General features: G+C 53.7%; 23 protein-coding genes. 13 read left to right on the top strand and 10 right to left on the bottom strand.

All coding sequences use genetic code 11. The features are described 5' to 3' along the window. Positions 1-76 precede the first annotated feature (76 nt). Complete coding sequence (locus ACFFJP_RS11955) at positions 77-970, top strand: phosphoribulokinase (RefSeq protein ID WP_377244056.1); 894 nt, start codon at positions 77-79, stop codon at positions 968-970. Positions 971-1,016: 46 nt separating this feature from the next. Here ACFFJP_RS11955 and ACFFJP_RS11960 read toward each other — a convergent pair whose 3' ends face one another. The 9 genes from ACFFJP_RS11960 to ACFFJP_RS12000 form a co-directional block, all read right to left on the bottom strand. Next, positions 1,017-1,511 carry an arsinothricin resistance N-acetyltransferase ArsN1 family B gene (locus tag ACFFJP_RS11960; RefSeq protein WP_377244059.1) on the bottom strand — a complete coding sequence of 165 codons (495 nt, stop codon included), beginning with the start codon at positions 1,509-1,511 and terminating at the stop codon, positions 1,017-1,019. A gap of 28 nt (positions 1,512-1,539) precedes the next feature. Further along, entirely contained in the window at positions 1,540-2,331 is a 792-nt protein-coding gene (gene speD / locus ACFFJP_RS11965; protein WP_377244062.1) for an adenosylmethionine decarboxylase, read from the bottom strand. Positions 2,332-2,398: 67 nt separating this feature from the next. Next, the gene (locus tag ACFFJP_RS11970) at positions 2,399-2,842 is read right to left on the bottom strand and encodes an OsmC family protein (protein ID WP_377244065.1); all 444 of its coding nucleotides are present in this window, start codon (positions 2,840-2,842) and stop codon (positions 2,399-2,401) included. Between the two features lie 86 nt (positions 2,843-2,928). Next, the gene (locus ACFFJP_RS11975; protein WP_377244068.1) at positions 2,929-3,279 is read right to left on the bottom strand and encodes a DUF3802 family protein; all 351 of its coding nucleotides are present in this window, start codon (positions 3,277-3,279) and stop codon (positions 2,929-2,931) included. 184 nt (positions 3,280-3,463) lie between these two features. Continuing rightward, positions 3,464-4,933 (bottom strand): succinylglutamate-semialdehyde dehydrogenase, encoded by a 1,470-nt coding sequence (astD, locus tag ACFFJP_RS11980; protein WP_377244071.1) that lies wholly within the window; start codon positions 4,931-4,933, stop codon positions 3,464-3,466. 23 nt (positions 4,934-4,956) lie between these two features. After that, a complete protein-coding gene (astA, locus tag ACFFJP_RS11985; RefSeq protein ID WP_377244074.1) occupies positions 4,957-5,973 on the bottom strand; it encodes an arginine N-succinyltransferase in 1,017 nt (338 codons plus the stop codon). 175 nt (positions 5,974-6,148) lie between these two features. After that, the gene (locus tag ACFFJP_RS11990) at positions 6,149-7,366 is read right to left on the bottom strand and encodes an aspartate aminotransferase family protein (protein ID WP_377244077.1); all 1,218 of its coding nucleotides are present in this window, start codon (positions 7,364-7,366) and stop codon (positions 6,149-6,151) included. Positions 7,367-7,682: 316 nt separating this feature from the next. After that, the gene (locus ACFFJP_RS11995; RefSeq protein WP_377244080.1) at positions 7,683-8,828 is read right to left on the bottom strand and encodes an HDOD domain-containing protein; all 1,146 of its coding nucleotides are present in this window, start codon (positions 8,826-8,828) and stop codon (positions 7,683-7,685) included. Positions 8,829-8,904: 76 nt separating this feature from the next. Further along, the gene (locus ACFFJP_RS12000; protein ID WP_377244083.1) at positions 8,905-9,492 is read right to left on the bottom strand and encodes an anthranilate synthase component II; all 588 of its coding nucleotides are present in this window, start codon (positions 9,490-9,492) and stop codon (positions 8,905-8,907) included. A gap of 196 nt (positions 9,493-9,688) precedes the next feature. Here ACFFJP_RS12000 and ACFFJP_RS12005 point away from each other — a divergent pair, with 196 nt between their 5' ends. Genes ACFFJP_RS12005 through ACFFJP_RS12020 form a run of 4 tightly spaced genes read left to right on the top strand, consistent with a single transcriptional unit; the run spans position 9,689 to position 14,277 of the window. Then, a complete protein-coding gene (locus tag ACFFJP_RS12005) occupies positions 9,689-10,960 on the top strand; it encodes an efflux RND transporter periplasmic adaptor subunit (RefSeq protein WP_377244086.1) in 1,272 nt (423 codons plus the stop codon). Between the two features lie 58 nt (positions 10,961-11,018). Beyond that, positions 11,019-11,729 (top strand): ABC transporter ATP-binding protein, encoded by a 711-nt coding sequence (locus ACFFJP_RS12010; RefSeq protein ID WP_377244089.1) that lies wholly within the window; start codon positions 11,019-11,021, stop codon positions 11,727-11,729. Positions 11,730-11,738: 9 nt separating this feature from the next. After that, complete coding sequence (locus tag ACFFJP_RS12015; RefSeq protein ID WP_377244092.1) at positions 11,739-13,049, top strand: ABC transporter permease; 1,311 nt, start codon at positions 11,739-11,741, stop codon at positions 13,047-13,049. Positions 13,050-13,059: 10 nt separating this feature from the next. Beyond that, positions 13,060-14,277 carry an ABC transporter permease gene (locus ACFFJP_RS12020; RefSeq protein WP_377244095.1) on the top strand — a complete coding sequence of 406 codons (1,218 nt, stop codon included), beginning with the start codon at positions 13,060-13,062 and terminating at the stop codon, positions 14,275-14,277. A gap of 239 nt (positions 14,278-14,516) precedes the next feature. On the opposite strand, the gene ACFFJP_RS12025 is transcribed toward ACFFJP_RS12020, so the two are convergent. Then, positions 14,517-15,386 carry a LysR family transcriptional regulator gene (locus ACFFJP_RS12025; RefSeq protein ID WP_377244098.1) on the bottom strand — a complete coding sequence of 290 codons (870 nt, stop codon included), beginning with the start codon at positions 15,384-15,386 and terminating at the stop codon, positions 14,517-14,519. Between the two features lie 164 nt (positions 15,387-15,550). Between ACFFJP_RS12025 and ACFFJP_RS12030 the strand changes: the two genes are divergently transcribed. The 8 genes from ACFFJP_RS12030 (at position 15,551) to nosP (ending at position 25,577) form a co-directional block, all read left to right on the top strand. Further along, positions 15,551-16,660, top strand: a complete 1,110-nt coding sequence (locus tag ACFFJP_RS12030) for an S-(hydroxymethyl)glutathione dehydrogenase/class III alcohol dehydrogenase (RefSeq protein WP_446686833.1) — start codon at positions 15,551-15,553, stop codon at positions 16,658-16,660. Positions 16,661-16,708: 48 nt separating this feature from the next. After that, positions 16,709-17,545, top strand: a complete 837-nt coding sequence (gene fghA / locus ACFFJP_RS12035) for an S-formylglutathione hydrolase (protein WP_377244101.1) — start codon at positions 16,709-16,711, stop codon at positions 17,543-17,545. Positions 17,546-17,705: 160 nt separating this feature from the next. Beyond that, positions 17,706-17,879 carry a hypothetical protein gene (locus ACFFJP_RS12040; RefSeq protein WP_377244104.1) on the top strand — a complete coding sequence of 58 codons (174 nt, stop codon included), beginning with the start codon at positions 17,706-17,708 and terminating at the stop codon, positions 17,877-17,879. 425 nt (positions 17,880-18,304) lie between these two features. Next, positions 18,305-18,766 (top strand): helix-turn-helix domain-containing protein, encoded by a 462-nt coding sequence (locus ACFFJP_RS12045; protein WP_377244107.1) that lies wholly within the window; start codon positions 18,305-18,307, stop codon positions 18,764-18,766. A 589-nt stretch (positions 18,767-19,355) separates the two neighbouring features. Next, positions 19,356-21,764 carry a zinc-dependent metalloprotease gene (locus ACFFJP_RS12050; RefSeq protein ID WP_377244110.1) on the top strand — a complete coding sequence of 803 codons (2,409 nt, stop codon included), beginning with the start codon at positions 19,356-19,358 and terminating at the stop codon, positions 21,762-21,764. 174 nt (positions 21,765-21,938) lie between these two features. Continuing rightward, the gene (locus tag ACFFJP_RS12055) at positions 21,939-22,643 is read left to right on the top strand and encodes an alpha/beta fold hydrolase (protein WP_377244113.1); all 705 of its coding nucleotides are present in this window, start codon (positions 21,939-21,941) and stop codon (positions 22,641-22,643) included. A gap of 140 nt (positions 22,644-22,783) precedes the next feature. Continuing rightward, positions 22,784-24,304 (top strand): acetaldehyde dehydrogenase ExaC, encoded by a 1,521-nt coding sequence (gene exaC, locus ACFFJP_RS12060; protein ID WP_377245710.1) that lies wholly within the window; start codon positions 22,784-22,786, stop codon positions 24,302-24,304. Positions 24,305-24,428: 124 nt separating this feature from the next. Further along, positions 24,429-25,577, top strand: a complete 1,149-nt coding sequence (gene nosP / locus ACFFJP_RS12065) for a nitric oxide-sensing protein NosP (protein WP_377244116.1) — start codon at positions 24,429-24,431, stop codon at positions 25,575-25,577.

Consider the following 25,577-nt stretch of genomic DNA (forward strand, 5'->3'; position numbering starts at 1 on the left):
ACATTCGCTGCCGCTTGCTGTGACTTCACTTTATCCTTTATGGTAAGACCAAAGCAAATTACAGCGGAGTGCGCGGATGTCACAAAAAAACCCGATTATTGCCGTGACCGGCTCCTCCGGAGCAGGTACCACGACTACCACTAATGCCTTTTCACATATTTTCCGCGCCCAGGGCATTGACGCGGCTTTTGTTGAAGGCGATTGTTTCCACCGCTACAGCAGACCGGAAATGGACCTTGAAGTTCGCAAAGCCAAAGAACAAGGTCGGCATATCAGTTATTTTGGGGCTGAAGCCAACGACTTTGGTGCACTGGAACAATGTTTTTCCCATTACGCCGAGCATGGCAGCACTAAGATCCGCAAATACCTGCATACCTTTGACGAAGCCGTGCCGTTTAATCAACTGCCCGGTACTTTTACGCCATGGCAGGAGATCCGGCCAGAGACGGATTTATTGTTTTATGAAGGCCTGCATGGCGGTGTGGTCACTGATCATCATAACGTCGCGCAGCATGTCGATTTGCTGATTGGCATGGTGCCGATCATCAACCTCGAATGGATCCAGAAAATCATGCGTGACACCTCGGAGCGCGGCCATTCGCGCGAAGCGGTGATGGCCAGCATCGTGCGCAGCATGGATGATTACATCAATCATATTACGCCGCAGTTCTCCCGCACCCATATCAACTTCCAACGCGTGCCGACGGTTGATACTTCCAACCCGTTCAGCGCGAAAGATATTCCGTCACTGGATGAAAGTTTTGTCGTGATCCGCTTTCGCGGTATCAAACATGTCGATTTCCCTTATTACCTGCAGATGCTGCAAGGGTCATTTATGTCGCGGGTCAATACCCTGGTGGTGCCAGGAGGCAAGATGGGGTTGGCGATGGAACTGATTTTAACGCCGCTGATTGAAGAGCTGATGGTCAAACGCCGGCAGGCGCGCGGTCAGGTCAACTGGTTAGAATAAGTGGCTGAAGCGAGTGGCTGGAATGTGAGACCGGCACGGCGGTTTGTTACAGCAACAACTGCCAATAACCGACGCTGTGCCACTGGCCAAATTTAAAACCGATATCCGGCAGCAGCGCCACCTGAGTCATCCCACACTTTTCATGCAGGGCCACGCTGCCTGGGTTTGGCTGCACGATACCACCAAGGGCGGCGTGATAACCTGCCGCTCTCAGTGCAGCAAACAACTGCTGGTACAAGGCATAACCTAAACCCTGGCCTTGGGCGGTTGCCGCTAAATACACAGTCACTTCCACCGAATATCGATAGGCGGCGCGGGCTTTCCATGGCGTGGCATAACAATAGCCCACCACGTCATTACCATGCGTTGCCACCAGATAGGGTAAACCCTGCTGGAGTATGGTGGTGATCCGGCTCGCCATCTCATCGACCGGCACCGTCTGCTCTTCAAAGCTGACGGCGGTATGCTCGACATAATGGTTATAAATCGCTGCGATTGGCGCGGCGTCAGTCACTGACGCCGGTCGGATCTGATAAGTCACTTTGATATTTTTTCCATGACCGGCTGATTTAGCCTAAATCCGGCAGATTTCGGCCATAAAAAATCTCGCGCATTTCGCGTTTGACCTTTTTCGCGATGTTCTGCTGTTCGTCAGTTGCCACAGATTCAACACCAGCACCAAAGATGTAATTGTCCAGCTCGAAGTCTTTTAACATCATTTTGGTGTGGAACAGGTTTTCCTGATAAACGTTGACGTCAATCATCTGATAAGCATTTTTGGTCGCGTCATCCATAAAGTTCTGGATCGAATGGATTGGGTGATCGATGTAATGCTTCACACCGCTGACATCACGGGTAAAACCCCGCACGCGGTAATCGATGGTGACAATGTCCGACTCAAAACTGTGGATCAGGAAATTCAGCGCTTTCAGTGGAGAGATCACGCCGCAGGTTGACACTTCGATGTCGGCACGGAAAGTACAGATGCCGTCATGCGGGTGGTGTTCCGGGTAGGTGTGCACGCAGATGTGGCTTTTATCCAGGTGTGCCACTATCGCATCCGGTGTCAGGCCTGTGGCTTTGTCTTCCATCGGCTCTTCACAGACCAGGATGGTCACACTGGCGCCTTGCGGATCATAATCCTGTCGGGCGATATTGAGGATATTGGCACCAATGATATGCACCACTTCGGTCAGAATATCGGTCAGCCGGTCGGCGTTATATTGCTCATCGATGTAGGAAATATATTCCTGCCGATGTTGCTCGGTCTGCGCGTAGCAAATGTCGTAAATACTGAAACTCAGGCTTTTGGTTAAATTGTTAAAGCCATGCAGCTTCAATTTTTCAAAAGGTTTTACCACGGTATTCGGCTCTCCGCTGAGTGACGTGCACTCAGTATAGGTTAGTCAACTGCAGAACTGGCAACTGTCAGCCCTGCGGCTGCAGCTCGCTTGGGATCACGGTGAAAGAATGCGTCACTGTCATCGCCTTTTGCAGCATAATCGACACTGAGCAGTATTTCTCAGCTGACAGATTCACCGCGCGCTCGACATGTTTTTCACTGACATTAAAGCCGGTCACTTCAAAATGCAGATGGATTTTATCAAACACCCGTGGCACAGAATCCACGCGCTCACCACTTAACACCACGCGGCAATGTGTGACTTGTTGTTTGGCTTTTTGCAGGATACTGACCACGTCAACTGACGAGCAGGCACCAGCCGACATCAATAACATCTCCATCGGGGTTGGGGCGACGCCATTATCTTTATTTGAGTCAAATACTACGGCGTGCCCTGAACCAGAACGGCCAATAAAATTGCTGTCACCTGCCCAACTGACGGTGGCGTGAAGTTGATTATTCTCAGCCATGAAAGGCTCCTGCTGTCCGGGGGAAAAGGCTATTCTAGCGAAAAAAGTGCTTCGCCTGCCAGCAGTTATGCGGATGTCGTACCGACTTAGTCCATCAGATGAGCGATGGCGGTATCAAACAGATTTTTAATCAGCAACGAAACTTCATTGATCAGTTCAATTTGCTCTTCAGTAGCCGGTTTTTCGATGACTGACGCCAGCACTTCCTGGAAGTCGTACATGATGCCATCGACTTCACGCACAATTTGACTGCGGTGGATAGTCTCAAGCTCGGTGTGTTGCAAACATAACTGGATAATTTGCTCGGCAATTTGCTCTTCGATAATCACGCCCAGCGTTTTGCGATGCGACGTCGGCGTGCCTTGTTGCTCGAATAACGCTAAATGTTCGGTCAAAAACTGGATCAGATGTTCGTAACCGGGTTTGTCCGTGACCATAGCTCTGCGTACCGGGAGTGGATGAGGGACTTCAATCTGCCACAGATTGCGTTTCAGCGTAAAGCGCTGAACTTAAAAATATATCCGGGATTGGAGCCGGGCAAGTTTGTTTGCCGGATCTGTGCACAAATAATCACAGACTGCTGACAAAGAACCCGCGTTGGCGGGTTCTTTGTCAGTACGATCAGAACTGCAGACCTGGTGATAACTGCACCGGCAGTTCACTGCGAGCCAATTCCACTGACGCCACCGGATAAGCGCAATAGTCGGCGGCATAATAGGCACTGGCGCGGTGATTGCCACTGCCGCCGATACCACCAAAAGGCGCGGCAGAGCTGGCGCCGGTAATAGGCCGGTTCCAGTTCACAATGCCGGCACGGATGCGACGGAAGAATTGGTGGTACAGCGCTTCATTGTCCGATAACAAACCTGCAGACAAGCCAAAGCTGGTCTGATTGGCCGCTGCGATGGCCGCATCAAAGTCGCTGTAGCGGAATACTTTCAGCAGCGGACCGAAATGCTCTTCATCCGGCAACGCTTGTGCGGCCGAGCAGTCAAGGATCCCTGGTGTCAGTAAGCCAGTATCCGCGGCCAGCAGACGCATCGGCAGCAACACGCGGGCGCCAAGTTCAGTCAGTTGGTCCTGTACGGCCAGCATGCCCAGCGCGACTTTATTTGAGATCATCGAACCAATAAACGGTTGCTCTGCAGCATCGTACAACCCAACGCGGATATTGGCAGTGACTTCGAGTAACCGCGCCAGGATCGCGTCACCAACCTCACCTACCGGTAAATACAGACGACGGGCACAAGTACAACGCTGACCGGAAGAAATAAACGCCGATTGGATAATGTCATGCACAGTGGCATCGATATCACTGACATCGGCCACGATCAGCGGGTTATTGCCGCCCATTTCCAGCGCCAGAATTTTGTCCGGCCGGCCGGCAAACTGTTGATGTAAAAAATGGCCGGTGCGCGAACTGCCGGTGAAAAACAGCCCGTCCAGCTCCGGATGCGCGGCGATGGCTTTGCCGGTCACCACTTCGCCCTGCAGTAAGTTCAGCACGCCAGCCGGTAAGCCGGCCGCTTGCCATAGTTTCACCGTGGCTTCTGCTACCTTCGGCGTCATTTCACTGGGTTTAAACACCACAGTATTCCCCGCCAGTAACGCCGGAATAATATGACCGTTGGGTAAATGCCCCGGGAAGTTATAAGGACCAAATACCGCGACCACGCCATGCGGTTTGTGCCGCAGCACAGAGCGGCCTTGTGGCATTGGGTTTTCTTTTTCACCGGTGCGTTCCTGATAGGCCCGGATCGAGATATCGACTTTACCAATCATCGCCGCCACTTCGGTGCGGGTTTCCCACAGAGGTTTACCGGTGTCTTCAGCAATGCAAAGCGCTAATGCTTCTTTGTGTTCATTCAGCTGCTGGCCAAAGGCGCGGATATAATCGGCGCGCTGATGGAAAGTAAGATCTGCCCAGGCATCAAATGCAGCGCGGGCTGCCCGAAATGCTTGATCAACCTGTTGTTCAGAGGCGGCCTGACCTTGCCAGATTTGCTGGTTTTTCGCCGGATCTATTGAACTGAAAACTAGTCCCTCGCCCGCAAGCCACTGACCGTTAATAAACTGCACTTGTTGTGTCATCAAACTATTCCTTCAAAACGGGCTTATAAACGGGCTAAACGCACCCAGTCACCATCACTGACCTGCAGCGCTTCGGCAAACTCGGCTGGCAGATTCACCTCTGTGGCGGTCTCTGCGACATGCAGATGCGTCCAGCTGGCGCGGAAATTTTCGCGATCGGTATTGCAGACCAGATACGGCTGGCCACCACTGACCGGCGCGATGCGAACCTGCAGACGACGGCTGTTACGCGCCGTCCGGATATGCTCAAGCTTGGCTTCTACGGTTGGACCGGCATCAAAAATATCGACATATCCGGTGGTGGAAAAACCTTCAGATTGCAGCAGTTGCAGCGCCGGGCGGGTTTTTTCGTGCACTTTGCCAATCACGGCCTGAGCTTCTTTACTGAGCAGACTGACGTAAATCGGATACTTCGGCATTAATTCCGCAATAAAGACTTTCTGGCCGATGCCAGTCAGGTAATCGGCTGTTGGAAAGTCGACCGAAAAGAAGTGTTCCTGCAACCATTCCCAGAATGGTGAATTGCCGTTTTCATCCGACACGCCACGCATTTCGGCGATGATACGGTCGGAAAAACGCTCGCGAAATTCCGCCATAAACAAGAAGCGAAACCGCGACAACATCTTGCCGCTGTTTTTCTCGCGGCGGTGTTCGCGCAGGAATAAAGTGCAGAGTTCAGTCGCCCCGGTGTAATCGTTACATAGCGTCAGGATATCTACAGTTTTATAAACCCCCAGTGCGCGGGAGGTATGCACAACTTTGCCCAGATGATAGTTATAAAACGCATCATCCAGACCTACAGCAGCTTCTATGGCACTGGTGCCACAGATTTCGCCGGTCGCAGTGTCTTCCAGCACAAACAGGTAGCCCTCATCGCAAGGGCTACTGACGGCTTTACGAAAACTCTGTTCCGACCGCTTAATTTTGCGCTGCAGCAGCTCATCATTGACCGGCAATGACGTAAATCCATGGCCGGATTCGACTGCCATTTCATAGAGCACCGGGAAATCTGCGGCGCGGATTGGACGGATCACCATCATAGGTCGCTTCCTCGGAGTTGTGCGGGGGCTTCAATCCCGCAGTGTTTTGCTTTATCCGGCGGCTTGTTATTGTTATTGGCAGCCGCCGTTGCTTCGTTTTACCCTTCATCCTTGAAGATTCGGGGGTGTTGGCCGCCTTCACTCACACTAGTCACATAGCTATGGTATTTGATACTTAACCCTGCACCACCTTCGCTACAGCGCGGTCAAACCGGGCCATGCCTTCGATAATGTCTGCATCCGGGATCACCAGACTTGGTGCAAACCGCACTACGTCATAACCGGCCATCAGCACGAATAAACCTTCGGCTGCAGCGGCTAACAGGAAATCACGCGAACGGCCTTTATATTGCTCGTTTAACGCAGCGCCTAATAACAAGCCCTGGCCACGTACGGCGCTGAAAACATGATATTTGGCGTTGATTTTCTCAAGCTCAGCACGAAACAGTGCTTCTTTGGCTAAAACGCCGTCTAACACTGCAGGCTGGTTGATGGTGTCGATGGCGGCATAAGCCACAGCACAACCGAGCGGATTGCCGCCATAAGTAGAACCGTGGGTACCGACTTTCAGGTGCGAAGCAATCTCAGTGGTGGTCAGCATGGCGCCGATTGGGAAACCACCGCCGAGTGACTTGGCGCTGGTCAGAATGTCCGGCACCACCGGCGTATGCATATAGGCATACAGTTTGCCGCTACGGCCAACACCGGTTTGCACTTCATCAAAAATCAACAGGGCATTGTGCTGGTTACAAAGTTCACGCACGCCTTGAATAAACTCGGCTGTGGCCGGGATAATGCCGCCTTCGCCTTGTACCGGTTCCATAATCACGGCGCAGGTATTGTCAGAAATCAGCGCTTTGAGGCTGTCGAGGTTGTTGAATTCAGCATGCAGTACTGCCGCAGGCTTTGGCCCGAAACCATCTGAGTAAGCCGCCTGACCACCAACGGTCACAGTAAAGAATGTGCGGCCGTGGAAGCTTTTGCCAAAAGAAATGATGTCTTGTTTGTGCTCACCGAATTTCTCCAGTGCCCAGCGCCGCGCCAGTTTTAATGCGGCTTCGTTGGCCTCAGCGCCTGAGTTGGCAAAGTAGACTTTGTCGGCGAAGGTATTATCGACCAGCTGTTTTGCCAGACGCAGCGCCGGCTCGTTGGTCATCACGTTGCTTAAATGCCACAGCTTGCCGGCTTGTTCTGTCAGCGCATTCACCAGCGCCGGATGGCAATGGCCTAATGAACTTACCGCAATACCGCCGGCAAAATCGACATATTCGCGGTCATCCTGGTCCCAGACACGGGAACCCTGGCCACGCACCGGAATAATTGGGGCCGGTGCGTAGTTTGGCACCATGACTTCATCAAACAAAGCGCGGGTAACGGGTAAAGCTGCTGACATGGTAAGTTCCTCTGAGTGCGGGAGGCCGTGATTGGCTTATGCAATTATGCAAAATTACGGCAGATTTTTATTCAGAATTATTTGGCAGTATTACAGAAAAAAACCGCGAAGTCTCGGGTAAAAATCGCTGAAAAGCGCGAAAATAAAGGGCTGCAGATAGATTTGCATTTCAGGTGAATAACTAAGCAACTCATTGTTTCCGTATGCAGGCGCCGACTCAGTGCTGGCGCGCTACAGAACGACAACAGCCGGCAGAGCCGGCTGTTGCATGAATATGGTGAAAATAATCTGGTCTGATCTGTATCAAGCAGGCAATTTAGTCGATATCCAGCCGATCTAAGCGGGTTTGTTGCAACAATTGCCGATGTTCCGGCCGGATCTGTACTTCCTGCATCCATTGCAGCTCTTCCGCGTCGGTCAGTAATTTGTATTTGCGCAAAGTCTGCGCCTGCACAAAATACACGGCCTGATGCACGATCTGTGTCAGACGGCTGGCGCCGCTATAGCCCACTCCTTCGGCGAACTGGTCCAGTACCTGGCTGAGCGGGACGCGTTTTAAGCCCCACTTCGCGACCAGGTCGGCGCTGATATTGGCGGAAAATTCCTGAAAACAAGAATTAAGGAAACTGGCATCCGCATCCAGGCTATCCAGTGCATCTGTCAATTCCGTATCCCGGGCGTCACGGGATTTCAGCATCGCGGCCTGTTTAACTTGTTGATAGGTGCGCAAATAAGTGCGTGCCACCACCAGATATCCCAATGAATGGAACAAGCCGGCGCAATAGGCGACAAATGGATTTTCACCGGTTTCCTCGGCCAGCCGCTGCGCCGCCAGCGCGACTGCAATGCTGTATTGCCAGATTTGGCCTTTAAAACCAGTAAAAGGATCGGTGGCATGGGGCAAAGACCGTTTGAGAGCAAACACCGGCAGAATTTGCTGCATCGCTTCCAGTCCCAACAATCCCAGAGCAGGCTTAATCTCTTTAATAAAATTACCGGACGGGGTTTTATTGCGGTACTGCGGCTGGTTTACCAGTTTCAGTAAATCTTCTTTCAGCCAGTCCACCGGGCTTATCAGATTTTCCAGCTGACTCAGTGTCAGCGCCCGTGCACTCAGCACATCTAACACCGCCGGAAATCCATCCGCCAGGTTAAATACGGTGCTGGCGATAGTGTCATATTTACCGAGCTTCAGAAACAGTTCTTCGGCCACCTGATCGTGCAGATGCGCCTGAGTAAATTCAACAAATTGTTGTTTGGCGATTGCGCCGGCCTGACGGTTAAAGGCGGCCTGCTGTTCAATATCGAGCAGAGTGCGGCCCGCCGAAGCCTGTTGAGGCTGTGCTGCTGCATTGGCAGCTTTTTGCGCCTGACGCTTGTAACCATAACGTGTTTGATCTGGTTTTATTTCGAGGATGCAATCAAAAAAACGCTGTTGTTGCACTTGAGCAATTGACGACATGGAACCGCTTAATACTTTTATTCTGATTCCGGCAGTTTGCGGTGGCACAGGCTGCGCTGTCAATGCGCGCGCGCCTTTAGCGGCGGTGTTCGGCCAAAAAATTAGCGAGTAACTGATGACCTTGTTCGGTCAGAATGGCTTCGGGATGAAATTGCACGCCATGCAGCGGCAAATGGCGGTGCGCGATGCCCATAATTTCATCGATTTCACCGTCGGCAGTCTCGGTCCAGGCGGTCAGGCGAAAGGCTGCCGGTAATGATGTTTTATCAACGATCAGCGAATGATAACGGGTAACACTAAGCGGATTGTTCAGGCCGCTGAATACCGAACTGTTGTCATGGCGGATCAGCGAGTTTTTGCCATGCACTACCTGGCGGGCGCGGATGATCTTCGCGCCAAACGCTTGTGCCAGCGCCTGATGCCCCAAACAGACGCCCAATATCGGTAACTTGCCGGCAAACTCAGAGATAGCAGCCAGCGAAATGCCAGCCTGATCCGGACTGCAGGGGCCTGGCGAAATCACTAAGTGATCCGGCGCCATGGCTGCAATACCGGCCAGATCAATCTCATCATGCCGTTTCACCACGACCTGTTGCCCCAGCTCAGCAAAATACTGCACCAGATTCCAGGTAAAAGAGTCGTAGTTATCGATCAACAGCAGCATGGTGTGGCGTTTCTCCTGAAGCCGGATAGAGCAAAGGCGGCGGATTCTACCGCAACTGAGCGGCCGACGCACAGTCCCGTGGTGAACATCGGGCTGAAATGACCAGATACACATTCAGTTACATGTTTTTGTTCCCAGCATCCCAACCATTTTGGCGCTCACTCTGACTCATTGGCATTGATATAAGGAATTGCTGATGAAAATAGCTGATACCAGTGCGCAAGATGAAGTTCTGCGCCCCACCCACTCGAAACCCCGCTGGCTGCTGCCAGTTACTGCTGTTGCCGGTATTGGTTTGTTGCTATGGCTGGTCTTGCCGGCAGTACAAAGCTGGTCAGCGTCAGATATCTCCGTGCCGCTTTCGCGCGTGCGCATTGATACGGTGAAAAGCGCTGATTTTACCCGCGATATTTCCGCCCAAGGCCAGGTAGTGGCAGCAGTCAGTCCGAAGCTGTATGCGCCGGCGGAAGGCACTGTCACGTTGCTACTCGATGCCGGTACTGAAGTGAAAAAAGGCCAGATCCTCGCCACCCTCGACAGTCCGGAACTCAATAACAAGCTGCAGCAGGAACAAGCCACATTGTTCAGTCTGCAAACCAGCTATGACCGGCAGAAAATTCTGGCGAAAAAACAGCAGCTGACTGACCAAAAAGCTGTGGATATCGCACAGGTTACGCTGACCACCGCCGATCGGGAAAAGCGCCGCGCCGAACAAGGTTATACGCTCAAAGCCATCAGTCAGATTGACTATGAAAAAGCGCGCGATGATTTGGAAACCGCCAAAGTGCAGCATCGCCATGCAGTCGAAGATGCTGTGCTGAACAAAGAAAACCTCGAGTTTGAACTGCAAAGTCTGGCGCAGGCGCTGCAACGTCAGCAGCTGCTGGTTGGTGATTATCAGCGTCAGGTCGACAGCCTGAACGTGCGCTCGCCGGTCGATGGCCTGCTCGGTAATCTCGCTGTGGAAAACAAAACCTACATCATCAAAAACCAGCTGATTTTGTCGGTGGTGGATTTAAGCCAGTTCGAAGTGGAAATCGCCGTGCCGGAAAGTTATGCCAATGATTTGAGCATCGGCCTGCCGGTTGAAGTGACCGTTGAAAGCCAGGTCTACGCCGGCAAACTTGTCACCATTTCACCGGAAGTGTTTGAAAATCAGGTCAAAGGCCGGGTGCGCTTCACCAAAGATGCGCCGACCGCCTTGCGGCAAAACCAGCGACTCGCCAGCCGCATTCTGCTGGAACAACGCCCTGCGGTATTGCAGGTGGCACGGGGTCAGTTTTTGGATAGCAGCAACGGGCGTTTTGCTTATCTGGTGCGGGACGGTATGGCGGTGAAAACCCCAATCGAAACCGGCGCCCGCAGTATCAATGCCGTTGAAATTCTGTCGGGCCTGAAATCCGGCGACCAAATCATTACCTCTGGCACTGACATTTTTCAGGGCGCCAGCACAGTGCAACTGAATTAAAGCAACTGAACTAAGCCACAACGAATCATCAAGCCGGGCAGTGCCCACAGGAGAATCTATGCTCAGCATGAAACACATCAGTAAATCTTTCGCCACCGACAACGTCGTCACGCACGCACTGCGTGATATCAATCTGGACCTCGGCGAAGGCGATTTTGTCAGCGTGACAGGCCCGTCCGGCTCCGGCAAAACCACCTTCCTCAATATCGCCGGCCTGCTGGAAAGCTCCACTTCCGGCGAATACTGGCTGGATGGCGAAGACATCAGCAAGCTGGACGACAAAGGCCGCTCGCGGATGCGTAACCAGAAAATTGGTTTTATCTTTCAGAGCTTTAACTTAATTCCGGATTTAAACCTGTTCGACAATGTCGACGTGCCGCTGCGTTATCGTGGTTTTAACGCGAGCGAACGGAAAAAACGCATTGAGTATCATCTGGACCAGGTCGGCCTCGCGTCAAGAATGAAACATCTGCCGTCACAGTTATCCGGTGGTCAACAACAACGGGTGGCGATCGCCCGTGCGCTGGCGACCTCGCCACGTTTTTTACTGGCGGACGAACCAACCGGTAACCTGGATTCGAGCATGGCGCAGTCGGTGATGAGCCTGCTCGAAGATATCAATGCCAACGGCACCACCATTCTGATGGTGACACACGATAACGGCCTGGCGGCACGCGCCAAACGGCAAATTTTTATCAAAGACGGCCATGCGCAGGAACTGGTACAAGGCCAACATCACCACAACATTCACAATCTGGCTGCGGTCTGAGGAGGCGGGATGTTCAGTTATTATCTGAAGCTGGCACTGCTCAGCTGTAAAAGAACCTGGGGGATGACCCTGCTGATGGTACTGGCGATTGCACTGGGCATCGGCGCCGCGATGACCACAGTCACCGTCAATTACCTGATGTCGGCCAACCCTATTCCGCAAAAAAGCGACCAGCTGTTTTACGTACAACTCGACAACTGGGAGCCGAACAATCCATTTTTTGACAATGGCGATCCGCCGGACCAACTGACCTACCGTGATGCAACTTATTTGTGGCAGGCGAAAAAAGCGCCGCGTCAGGTGATCATGAGTGGCATGTCCGCGGTGGTGGAACCGAAAGATAAAGATGCCCTGCCGTTTATGGTGACAGGCCGCGCCAGCAGCGCTGATTTTTTCCCGATGTTTGACGTACCGTTTTTATATGGATCCGGCTGGGACGGCGCGGCCGATGGGAAAAAAGAGCTGGTCGTCGTGATCAATGCCGAGCTGAACGAACGACTGTTTGGCGGCCGTGATTCAACCGGCGAAACACTGCGTCTGGCCGGCAAAGACTTCCGCATCAGTGGTGTGATAGCGCGCTGGGATCCGAAACCAAAATTTTATGACATCACCACCGGCCCTTTCGAAGATGTCGAAGAAGTCTTTGTGCCTTTTTCGCTAATCACTGAGCAGTTTTTTGACCGCTCCGGCAATACCAATTGCTGGAAACCAACCGAGTCTGGCTTTCAGGCATTTCTCGATTCTGAATGTATCTGGACTCAGCTATGGGTGGAATTACCAACCAGCGCAGATCGTGAGGCTTATCAGAGCTTTATCAACGCTTACACCGCGGAGCAACACAAATTCGGCCGCTTTGCCCGGCAGGACAATAACAAACTCAGTGATGTGATGACCTGGCTGGAACAACGGCAGGTGGTATCGGACGATGCCAGCATGATGATGGCAATGGCGCTGATGTTCCTCGCGGTCTGTCTGCTTAATACGGTTGGCCTGCTGCTGGCAAAATTCCTTGGCAAAGCCAGTGAGATTGGCGTGCGTCAGGCGCTCGGCGCCAGCCGCAACGATTTGTTTTTACAGCATCTGGTCGAGTCCGGCGTGATTGGTCTGGCCGGTGGCGTGCTGGGATTGCTGCTGGCCTGGCTGGGGCTGGAAGCGGTCAAAGCCATGTATGGCGACTGGATCCGCGACCTTGCCGTATTGGATCTGAATATGGTGCTGCTGGCCATCGCGCTGGCGATAAGCTCCAGCATTCTGGCCGGCCTGTACCCGACGTGGCGCGCCTGTCAGGTGCAGCCATCGCAACAATTAAAAGCGCAATAAGGAGCTTCTCATGTTAGAACTCGGACCTATGCTGCGCGCCTTAATGCGCAACAAAATCGGTGCGTTGTTGATCGCACTGCAAATCGCGCTGACGCTGACCATTATGGTGAACGCCATTTTTATGATGCTGGCGCGTAGTGCTCAAATGGCCAGACCCAGCGGCCTCGATGAACAAAATACCTTTTACCTGACCAACACTGTGTTTGCACCGAATTACAACCTGCAAGCCGCCCTGGCGCAGGATTTACAACGGATCCGGCAGACGCCCGGCGTGGTGGCAGCGACACAAATTAACGCCATCCCACTCAGTGGCGGCGGCTGGTCGATGAGCTTGCAGAATAAACCCGGTGATGATATCGACGGCACCGGCGTCGCCGTGTACATGGTTGACGAACAAGGCATTGCCGCGATGGGGCTCGAACTCATCGCCGGCGAAAACTTTGCGCCCAGTGACGTGATCTGGCGTGATCAGGGTGCGACCGAATGGCCGGCCAAAATCATTCTGTCGCAGGCGATGGCGGCACAGATGTTCGACGGTGACTGGAAAAAGGCGCTGGGGCAGACGCTGTACATCAACAACCATGAGCCGATGCAAATCACCGGGATCATCAAATCACTGCAGGCGCCCTGGAACGGCTGGGATAACGTCGAAAACGCTATGTTGGTGCCACAACAGCTGGACAGCCGTAACAGCCGCTTTTTTATCCGCACTGAGCCGGGCCGGCGCGACGCGCTGATGCCACAGCTGGAAAAAGCGTTGGCAGAGAGCGATAAAGGCCGGATTGTGCGCAATATGCAGACCATGGAGCAAACCCGGGCCGACAGTTATCGCGAAGATTTGGCAACCTACAATATCCTGCTGACCGTCATTGTCGTGTTAACGCTGATCACCGGTTTTGGCATTGTTGGTCTTGCGATGTTCAGCATCAATCGCCGCACCCGGCAAATCGGCACCCGTCGCGCACTCGGTGCCAGTCAGTGGCAAATCATGCGCTACTTTATGCTGGAGAACCTGCTGATTAGTGGCCTTGGCGTGCTGCTTGGCATTGGTGGCGCAGTCGGCCTGAATATCTGGCTGGTCAGTACCTTCGCGATGAAACCGCTGACGCCAGGCCTGCTGCTGGTTGGCTGCGCCGCACTGTTGGCCGTCGGGCAACTGGCAGTCAGTTACCCGGCACTGATCGCCGCCCGCATCTCACCAGCCACCGCGACCCGCGGCCGGGCTTAAAGCAGCCGGCACAGGCGCTGTGAAAGCAGCGTCTGTGCTGATTGGTGTCAGATGCGGAAATTTGCAGATATATGCGGATAACCTGTACGGCGTGTGACGCCCAGCGGGCTTTCGCTTGCGCGTACCTACTTGCTAATTGAGATCGTAGGTACCGGCAAGCAACGCGTCGCCGTACTATTTTCGTTGAAATTTAAACGACGCAATTCGCCCACGGCATAGATTCAAATCTCAGCCTCCCATCAAGCCAACTGCTGTTGCAGGTAATCCAATAACAACCGCACTTTCTGTGGCAAATGCTGATTCAGCGGATACAACGCCCAGATGCCGTCGTCTTTTGGTTGTAACTCTGGCAACAGTTCGACCAAAGTGCCCTGTTGCAGATGTGGCAACAGGTAATAATCCGGCAGTTGCGTGACGCCGAGGCCCTTCAGCACCGCATCGGTCAACGCGACACCGCTGTTGCATTTGATATAAGGCGTGGGCCTGATTTGTAATTTCTGGCCTTGTTGCTCAAAACGCCAATACTCGACCGAACCAACCAGACAACGATGCTGGCTCAAATCGCTGAGCTGCACCGGCACGCCCTGCTCGGCCAGATAAGCCGGACTTGCAACCAGATAAGCGCGCCGGCTGCCAAGTTTTCGCGCCTGCAAACCGGAATCACTGAGCTGGCCCAATCGGATGGCGCAATCAAAACCGCCTTTGACCAAATCAAGCTGGGCATTGGTTAAATCCAGCTCCAACTGCAAGCGTGGGTATTTTTTCAAAAAGTCATGCAGCAGCGGCGCAATCACGGTTTCACCATAAAACACCGGCGCGGTCAGTTTAATCAGGCCCGACGGCTGGCCCTGTAAATCCAGCAGCTGCTGATTGGCCTGTGCCAGCCCATGTAACAAAGGCCGGCACTGCTGCAAATACAAAGTGCCGGGTTCGGTCAGATGCACCTGCCGCGTGGTGCGTTGCAGTAACAACACCTGCAGCCGCTGCTCCAATTCGCGCACATTGCGGCTGACCTGCGCCACCGACATGCCGAGCTGACGCGCCGCCGCAGAAAAACTACCCAGTTCCGCCACCGCGACAAATTCGGACACGCCCTGCCATTCTTTCATTTATGCAAAACTCATTTTCATTTTTGCCTGATTATCTTCGATTAAGAAAAAATTACAATGTACCGTACTCTGTCGTCGTTTATTGGGCCATCTTTTATCAGGTTGCCTATTATTGGCTATCGTGATGACCCCGCCCTCTTTACAGGAACCAAAGCATGCAAATGATTAAAACCCGCGCCGCCGTCGCCTGGGGCCCAGGCCAGCCACTGTCGATTGAAGAAGTCGATTTAATGCCACCACAACAAGGCGAAGTGCTGGTCCGTATTATCGCCACCGGCGTCTGCCACACCGATGCGTACACACTGTCGGGGCAGGATTCTGAAGGCAAATTCCCTTGTATCCTCGGTCACGAAGGCGGCGGTATTGTTGAAGCGGTAGGTCCTGGCGTCACCAGCGTGGCGGTCGGCGACCATGTGATCCCGCTGTACACGCCGGAATGTGGCAAATGCAAATTCTGCTTATCCGGTAAAACCAACTTGTGTCAGGCGATTCGTGCCACGCAAGGTCAGGGCCTGATGCCAGATGGCACCACGCGTTTCTCCAAAGACGGCAAGCCAATTTTCCACTACATGGGCACGTCAACTTTCTCTGAATACACTGTGCTGCCAGAAATCTCACTGGCCAAAATCAACAAAGCCGCGCCGCTGGAAAAAGTCTGTTTGCTCGGTTGTGGCGTCACCACCGGCATGGGAGCGGTGATGAATACCGCCAAAGTGAAGGAAGGCGACACCGTGGCGATTTTTGGTCTCGGCGGCATTGGTTTGTCGGCGGTGATCGGTGCTGTGATGGCCAAAGCCAGCCGCATCATCGCCATTGATATCAACGAATCCAAGTTTGATATCGCACTGAAATTAGGTGCGACCGATGTGGTCAATCCGAAGAACTTCAACAAGCCAATCCAGGAAGTCATCGTTGAGATGACCGATGGCGGTGTGGATTTCTCCTTTGAGTGTATCGGCAACGTCAATGTGATGCGCTCAGCGTTAGAGTGCTGCCACAAAGGCTGGGGCGAGTCGGTCATTATCGGCGTGGCACCGGCAGGTGCGGAAATTTCTACCCGGCCATTCCAGCTGGTAACAGGCCGGGTCTGGCGCGGCACCGCTTTTGGTGGTGTGAAAGGCCGCAGTGAACTACCGGATTATGTTGAACGTTATCTCAATGGCGAGTTTGAGCTGGATACCTTTATCACGCACACTATGCCGTTGGAACAAATCAACGAAGCCTTTGATTTGATGCATGAAGGCAAATCGATCCGCACCGTGATCCATTTTTAATCTGTTGAGCCGACGTCCAAGCGTCGGCTGTTTTAATAGGATTTGAGTATGTCATTGACGCAACTGGCCGAATCCCGTCTGTTTGGCGGCCGCCAGCTGAAGTTTGAACACTTTGCCAATACGCTGAGCTGCAAAATGCAGCTGTCGGTGTATTTGCCGCCGCAAGCGGAAACGCAAAAAGTGCCGGCGCTGTATTGGTTGTCGGGCCTCACCTGTACCGATGAAAACTTCTCAGTGAAAGCTGGTGCACAGCGCATCGCGGCGGAGCTTGGCATTGCGCTGATTATTCCGGATACCAGCCCGCGTGGCGAATTGGTGGCCAATGATCCGGCCTATGATTTGGGCCAGGGCGCCGGTTTTTACGTCAATGCCACTGAAGCCCCCTGGACTGCGCACTACCGGATGTACGATTACATTAGCCGCGAATTGCCGGCCATTCTGCCGGTGGCCCTGCCACTGACACAGGTGAAGTCGATTAGCGGGCATTCGATGGGCGGCCACGGCGCTTTAGTGCTGGCGCTGCGTCAGCCAGCGGCATATCGCTCTGTCTCGGCTTTTTCACCGATTTGCCAGCCAAGTCAATGTGAATGGGGCCGCAAAGCCTTTAGCAATTACCTTGGTGATAATGTTGCTGATTGGCTGGAATATGATGCCAGCGCCTTATTAGCCAAAGCGACAATGGTGCCGCCGATGCTGGTAGATCAGGGCGATCAGGACCAGTTCTATCCGGCACAACTACGCACTGAAGCCTTGATTGACGCGGCCGCCAGCAGTGGTGCCAAAGTCGATATCCGTTTTCAGCGCGGCTACGATCATTCTTACTATTTCATTAGCAGCTTTATCGAAGAACATCTGCGTTTTCACGCACGCTATTTGTTTGAATAAGTAGCTGTAACACCTGTTAAGCCTCGCTGGCCGCCTGCCCTGCAACGTCGGCAGCCAGCTTTTCCCCACGCCGGCAGAGCCGGCGTTTTTTTATCTCCATTTCCGGAAAAACCCGCTATAGCTTAATAAACCCTTTGCAGTTCCCGTTGGAGTATCAGCCATGCAGCAGCAAGACAAAGTTAAAACCCCATTCGACACCGCTTCGCAACCAAACGCAGCCACACAGGATTTCCTATTCCAACCCGATTATTTCCACGGCGAACTAAACGCCAGCGAAGACAGCTTAGAGTGGCAGGAGTTTGCGCTGTTGCAGCAGCATGGTAGTGGGGGCTGAGCGCTGACTTCGGACCATAACTGCTCGGTCTACTACAGCAGACCGGGCGTCACACGCAAGCCGTGAATACTCCCAGATCTGCTTTTGTAATCGTCCGGCCGTTTTGAGAGTTCATTGGAATCGTCACAACGTGCCGGTTGCAGACGCTTGAAAAATATATGCTGATTTTCTGTACGGCGGCGCTCACGCTTGCACGTACCTACTCACAGAATGAGACTGTAGGTATCGGCAAGCGCAGCGTCGCCGTACAGATCGAAGCTAACTTCGATCCTTGCATTGAAGCCGAAACGGCCTCAACTAATGCCCATGTCGGGTAACTGTCGGGTCGTAGCCCGCCAAATGTCAGGTGAATGCCGGGTATGTGTCGTCACCGTCAGGTATGCTAAAACGCTAAGTTGCTGCTGCACTGTCTGCAAGGTGGGTCCATGATTCTAAAACAATTACGTTTGAGCCGTCTGTTGTCGCAAGAACAATTGGCGCAGATGTCCGGGTTAAATGTCCGGACGATTCAGCGCATTGAGAGTGGCCATAAGCCCAGCACTGAGACGTTAAAGTGCCTGGCAGCAGTGCTGGAAGTTGATGTGTTAACACTCACTGAGGAGCACTTTACCATGGATAAAAAATCCACCGATTGGCAGCAGTTACCGACCGGCCTGAAATGGCTGTTTGCGCTGAATTTCTTCAGCTTCAGACCCAGTCGCAGCGCAGCCTGCCGGGTCGAAATCATCTCGCACGGTTTTGGCTTTGTGTTTTGTTTACTCGGGATTTGGAGTGAACCGGCATTGGCCGGTGGACTGCTATTGCTGGCGAACGCTTATCTGTTTCGCCTGCATTTATGGCTCGGCGATAAATACGGCGTCTGGTACGACGCGGATGGCCTAGGCTGAGTTTTGTCGATGAACTGGTTGGTGGCAGTTGCAGACTTTGGCGGCACCCGTTGTGCGACACCCGTTGTGCGACAACCGGTGTGCGACACCCGGTAGGTTTCGCTTCGCTCTACCCACCCTACGAGCCAGCGGCCCGATCGTAGGGTGCAATGAGCAAAGCGAATTGCACCTTGTAGATCGCGCGACGAATACCTTTATTTGCGAAGTTGCCGATTGCGGCTGAATCGTCTCTTTGTGCCAGTTGCAGACGCTTGAAAAATATATGCTGATTTCCTGTACGGCGGCGCTCACGCTTGCACGTACCTACTCACAGAATGAGATATTAGGTATCGGCAAGAGAACTCCGCTGGACGTCACACACCGTACGATGATTGTCGCGGTCAGTAGACTGTCCCACTTTCGCCACTCGCCCAAAGCCACGCCCCCCAAACGCCGATAAAGCCAGCCCCACTGACCGCCACTGAACCACCATTCACCGAAGCCATTCATTTAGCGGTTGTTTTTTCTGCAACTGAGCTTGTATGTTAACTGCACTCTCAGGCGACGTGATTTGCGGCGCCGCCCTGCCATACAACTACAAGGACGCCCGATGAAGCCGTTGAAACTCACCCACTTACTGTGGCTGATGCCTGCCTTTTGCCCTGTTGTGACGCTGGCCAATACCGCGGTAAGCCAGCCCGCAGCAGTGACGCAAGCCGCCAGCAAAAAATCTGCGATTGCCGCTTTTACCAAAGGCATGGTGCAGCAACAGGGTTATTTTGATTTCTATTACGATGCCAAAACCGACAAAGTCTATTTGCAGGTCGATAAATTAGAGCAGCCGTTTATCTTCCAAAGCTCGTTACCTCGTGGCGTCGGTTCTAATGATATTGGCCTGGACCGCGGCCAGCTGGGGGAAACCCGGCTGGTGCAGTTTGAACAATTCGGCAATAAAGTGATGCTAAAACAGCTGAACACCTATTACCGCGCCAATTCCGCCAATCCGGCCGAACGCCAGAGTATCAACGAGGCTTTTGCCAGTTCGGTGCTGGCCGGCTTGCCGGTGGTGGCTAGCGACGGCAACAAGCTACTGGTCGATTACACCGCATTTTTGCACAGCGATATGCATCAAATCAGCGCGAAGTTAGAGGCGCAGCAACAAGGCAATTTCAGCCCGGATGCCAGCCGCAGCGGGGTCTATCTCAAACGCAGCAAGGCGTTCCCGCGCAATACCGAACTGGAAGCCATGGTGACTTACATCGGCACTAAAGCCGGTGAATTTGTCAAACAAGTCACGCCGGCACCGGAGGCGATCACAGTGCATCTGCACCATTCGCTGGTGGCGTTGCCGGAAGATGGTTATCAAGTTCGCGCCTTTCATCCCTATTCCGGTTTCTGGAAAGTGGAATACATGGATTACGCCACCGCCTTTGATGCGCCGATCGTTCAGCGTTTATTACCCCGCCACCGCTTACAGAAAAAAGACCCGGCCGCCGCGATTAGCGAAGCGGTTGAACCAATTGTCTATTACCTCGACCCTGGCGTACCGGAGCCGGTGCGTACTGCACTGAAACAAGGCGCCGGTTGGTGGGATCAGGCCTACCAAAAACTTGGGTATAAAGATGCATTTCAGGTCAAAGACTTACCTGCAGATGCCGACCCGATGGATGTGCGCTACAACGTGATCCAGTGGGTGCACCGGGCGACGCGTGGCTGGTCCTATGGCTATGGCGTGACCGACCCGCGCAGCGGCGAAATTATCAAAGGCCATGTCACTTTAGGCTCACTGCGGGTGCGGCAGGATTTCCTGATCGCAACCGGCCTGACCGCGCCATATCAGCCAAACGGCAGCACTGAAGCGGCGAAAACCATGGCATTGGCGCGTATTCGTCAGCTTGCTGCGCATGAAGTGGGCCATACGCTGGGGCTTATTCATAACTTTGCCGGCAGCGCCAATGGCCGCTCGACGGTGATGGATTATCCGCATCCACAAGTAGACCTGCGCAATGGCAAATTAGCGCTGGACCAGGCCTATCGTGAAGGTCTTGGTGAATGGGACTTGTATGCAATTGCCTATGGTTATGGCGACCACAGTGACAGCGCGCGCGCAGCGCTGGTGCAACAAGCCAGACAACAAGGCCTGCAATTTATCGCCGATGAAGATGCGCGGCCGGAAGGTGGTGTCAGTGCCATTGGCCATTTGTGGGACAGCGGTGCCGATCCGGTGGCGGAGCTGAACCGGCTGAGCCAAGTCCGCGCCGCTGCACTCAAACAGTTTGGCCTCGATAACATCGCAACAAACCGGCCTTTGTCGGCGCTGCATGAAGCCTTAGTACCGATTTATGCGCTGCATCGTTATCAGGTCGAAGCGGTCAGTAAACTGGTGGGCGGCGCCCATTATGAATATGAATTAAAAGGCGATTACGACCAACCGAAAGGCTTTCAGTGGGTAGAAGCAAAACAACAACAGGCAGCGTTGGCGGCGTTACTCGATACGCTGACACCCCAATTTCTGGCGCTGCCGAATGAGCTGCTGGCGCTGATCCCGCCCAAAGCCTATGGCGATGCTGACGGCCGCGAGAGTTTTCAGGGCCGCGTTGGTTTAGCCTTTGATCCGCTGTCGGCGGCCGAAGCCTCGGCCAACCATACGCTGAGCCTGTTATTGCATCCACAGCGGCTGAACCGCTTAAGCAGTCAGCAGCAACTGGATGCGTTGCTACGCACTGTGCTTGACCAGACGATTTTGGCCGACAGCAGTAACGATGCCACAGGTCTGCTGCAGCAACGCGTCAGTCACGTGGTCTTCTACCAGCTGATGCAAAATCTGCTCAATGCCGAGTTAGCACCGGAAGCGCGCGCCACGCTACGTGAGCGCATGACCGACCTTGGCAAACAACTGCAAAAACGCGACGACGGCACCGCACAATTGCTTTCCTGCCAATGGCAACAGTATCTGCAACACGGCACCTGGCAACCGGTGTTTGTGCCTAAACAACTGCCGCCGGGCGCACCGATTTAACCGGCATCCGAGCACAGCATCAGAGAACAGGGCGGCTAAAACCGCCCTGTTGCTTTCGCAGCGCCGCACAAAATCCTATCCCGCCCTCGATACAGCACCAAAGTGTTATGTCGATTTTTTGCACAGACTCCTATGGTAGATGTCTCCCCCCCTGCAACTGAGTGAGCACCTGCTATGCCTTTATACCAACGTTTAATGTCCCGTGTTTTTACCGTCGTACTCCTGCTTGGCACTGCGACAGCCCAGGCCGCCTGTCTGGATAATGTCGTGTTGGTGCATGGCAATACCGCCACGCCTGCCAGCTGGAACAACACCTACAATCTGTTGCTGAGCAAAGGCTACAGCGCCGCGCAGATTTTCCGCCCGGCCTGGGGCAGCACCAGCTGCGCCGCTTGTAACGACCATAACGGCAGCGAAGAAACACCGGTTCGCAGCGCGATCCAAAATGCGCTGGCCAGCTCCTGTACCGGAAAAATCGATGTGATTGGTCATTCGATGGGCGCGACGCTGGCCGCGCAGCAAATCAACAAACTGGCGGTGGCGAGCCAGATCGATGCCTTTGTTGGCGTCGCCGGAGCCTTTCGCGGCTTGCTCAGTTGCGGCGTCTATCCGTTTAACGTCGTGACCTCAACCTGCGGCAGCGCTGGTCTGTCCGTCGGCAACCCGTTTCTCGACAGCCTGTACGGCGTGCGGTTTGGCGCCCGGGTCTATTCGATTAAAAGCAATATAGATCAGGTGGTGTGCAGCACTGGCTCTTGTCTGATTTATGGTGTGCACAGCAGCAGTATCTGGAGTCAGGACGCCACTTATACCTATGCGCTGGGCCATTTTGGCCTGCAGACTGATACCGCCGCCAAGCAGTATGAGCTGATCCGCTGACAGGCAAAATTACGACTTTAGTACTGGTTTTTCTGTCCGTCCGGCGAATGTTCAGTACCGGACGGCAGGCATAACATCAGAGTGGACAAGGCAGATGGCAACGACCAGCTGACCATAACAACAAATCCACGGGGTAGATGATGATTTATGCAAATCCTGGGCAAGACGGCGCCCTTGTTACCGTCAAAGCACAATATGGCAATTACATTGGCGGCGAGTGGCTGGCGCCGGTTAAAGGCCAGTACTTCGATAATATTTCGCCGGTAACAGGACTGCCGTTTTGTCAGATCCCACGTTCAACTGCAGAAGATATTGAACTGGCGCTGGACGCCGCCCATGCCGCTAAAGCGAGCTGGGGCAGCACATCTGTGACCTTCCGTTCGAACCTATTACTGAAAATTGCCGACCGTCTGGAGCAACATCTGGAACAAATCGCCGTGGCCGAGACCTGGGACAATGGCAAGGCCGTGCGGGAAACCCTGAACGCCGACGTACCGCTGGCCGTTGACCATTTCCGCTATTTCGCTGCGGCGATCCGAGCGCAGGAAGGCAGTATTGGTGAAATCGACCAGCACACTATCGCTTATCATTTTCACGAGCCACTGGGTGTGGTGGGTCAGATCATCCCATGGAATTTCCCGCTGTTAATGGCGGCGTGGAAGCTGGCACCGGCGCTGGCCGCCGGCAACTGTGTGGTGTTAAAACCCGCCGAACAAACGCCGTGGTCCATACTGAAATTTATTGAGATTATTGAAGATTTGCTGCCTGCCGGTGTGCTCAACGTCGTCAATGGCTATGGCCGTGAAGCGGGCGAAGCGCTGGCCACCAGTAAACGCATCGCTAAAATTGCCTTTACCGGCTCCACGCCAACCGGTTCACACATCCTCAAATGCGCCGCTGAAAACATCATTCCATCGACGGTCGAACTGGGTGGAAAATCGCCGAACATCTTCTTTGCCGATGTGATGAATTTTGAAGACAGCTACTTAAGCAAATGTATTGAAGGCGTGGTGCTGGCGTTTTTTAATCAGGGCGAAGTCTGTACCTGTCCGTCCCGCTTGTTAGTGGAAGAGAGCATCTACGATGCCTTTATTGCCAAAGTCATCGAACGGACCAAAGCGATCAAACGCGGCAATCCGCTGGATACCGACGTGATGGTTGGCGCGCAGGCCTCCGCGCAGCAATTCGACAAAATCATGAGCTACTTAACCATTGGCCGTGAAGAAGGTGCGCAGGTTTTAATTGGCGGCGATAAAGAAGCGCTGACCAACGATTTAGCCGGCGGCTTTTATATTCAGCCGACGCTGCTCAAAGGCCATAACAAAATGCGTATCTTCCAGGAGGAGATTTTTGGCCCGGTTGTCGCCGTCACGACCTTTAAAACCGAAGCGGAAGCCTTGGCGATAGCGAACGACTCCGAATTTGGCTTAGGCGCCGGCTTGTGGACTCGTGACATGAATCGCGCCTATCGGATGGGCCGCGGCATTGAGGCGGGCCGTGTCTGGACCAACTGCTATCACCATTATCCGGCCCATGCCGCTTTTGGTGGTTACAAAAAATCTGGTGTTGGCCGCGAGAATCACAAAATGATGCTCAATCACTATCAGCAAACCAAAAATATGCTGGTCAGTTACGACGTCAACCCGCTGGGCTTTTTCTAAGCCCAGCTTTGAATGGACCTTCTGCCTGTCACGGCGCCGGACTTGTGTCCGGCTTGCCTGTGACAGGAAAATCCTCCTACAATCCGGTCCATCTCTGCCGCCCAACCTGCACCGAGGCGAAGCAATGTCCTGCCGTTCCGATCTGATTGTCGCTGCCATGTCCGCAGCCGCTGATGCCCGCGTGGCCGTTGCCGAACTTGCCGCGCAGTTATTGCCGGCCAAACCCGGTTTTGTGCTGTTTTTTTGTTCGGCCGAATATGACCGTTCTGCGCTCGAACACGCCTTTGCTCACTTTTTTGCCGGTGTGACGCTGGCCGGCTGTACCACGGCCGGTGAAATCACCCCACGCGGTTACGATCAGGGCACTATCTGTGCACTGGGCTTTAGTGCCAGTCATTTTCAGGTCGCAAAGGCTTGCATTCAGGACTTGGCTGCCTTTGATTTGTTGCAGGCACAACAGCTGGTCGATGGCCTGTTACAACACAACCAGCCGCAAGCCCTGCCCCCAACAGCCCGGCCTTTTGTGCTGACCTTACTCGATGGATTATCCGCGCAGGAAGAAATGGTCTTGCTGGCATTGGAAGCCGCGCTTGGCAACATCGCCCATTTTGGCGGTTCGGCCGGTGATGACAACCTGCTGAGCGCCACGCATATCTTTGTCGACGGCCGGTTTTATCAGGGGGCGGCCGCGGTCATTATGCTACACACCACGTTGCCTTTTGAGGTGTTCAGCACCCATCATGTCAGTGCATTGAGCGATAAACTGGTCGTCACCGCTGCGTCTGCGGATATGCGTACAGTGCATGAACTCAATGCCGAGCCGGCGGCGCTGGCCTATGCCGCCGCCATCGGTTGTCAGGTGACCGACCTCAATGCCACCGTATTCGCCCTGCACCCGCTGGCGGTCAGAATTGGCAAAGATTATTATGTCCGCTCCATTCAGCGGGTTCATGCCGATAACAGCCTGACTTTTTATTGTGCCGTGGGTCAGGGCGCGGTCCTCACGACGATGCAGCCCCAGCCTATTCTGCCTGACTTGCAGCAGCGCTTTGCCGAGATTGAACAGCGGATTGGCGAGCCGCTGATCACCATTGGCTGTGATTGTGTGCTGCGCCGGCTGGAAAGCACCGAGCGTCAGACATTGCAGCAAGCATCAGAGTTTTTCCGCGCGCACCGCGTCTTTGGCTTTAACACTTATGGCGAGCATTTTCAGGGCGTACATCTGAACCAAACGTTCACCGGCGTCGTCATCGCGCAACCGGCGGAGGGCTGA

It is taken from the genome of Rheinheimera tilapiae, assembly GCF_042432165.1.
In the GTDB taxonomy this organism is placed as follows: domain Bacteria; phylum Pseudomonadota; class Gammaproteobacteria; order Enterobacterales; family Alteromonadaceae; genus Pararheinheimera; species Pararheinheimera tilapiae.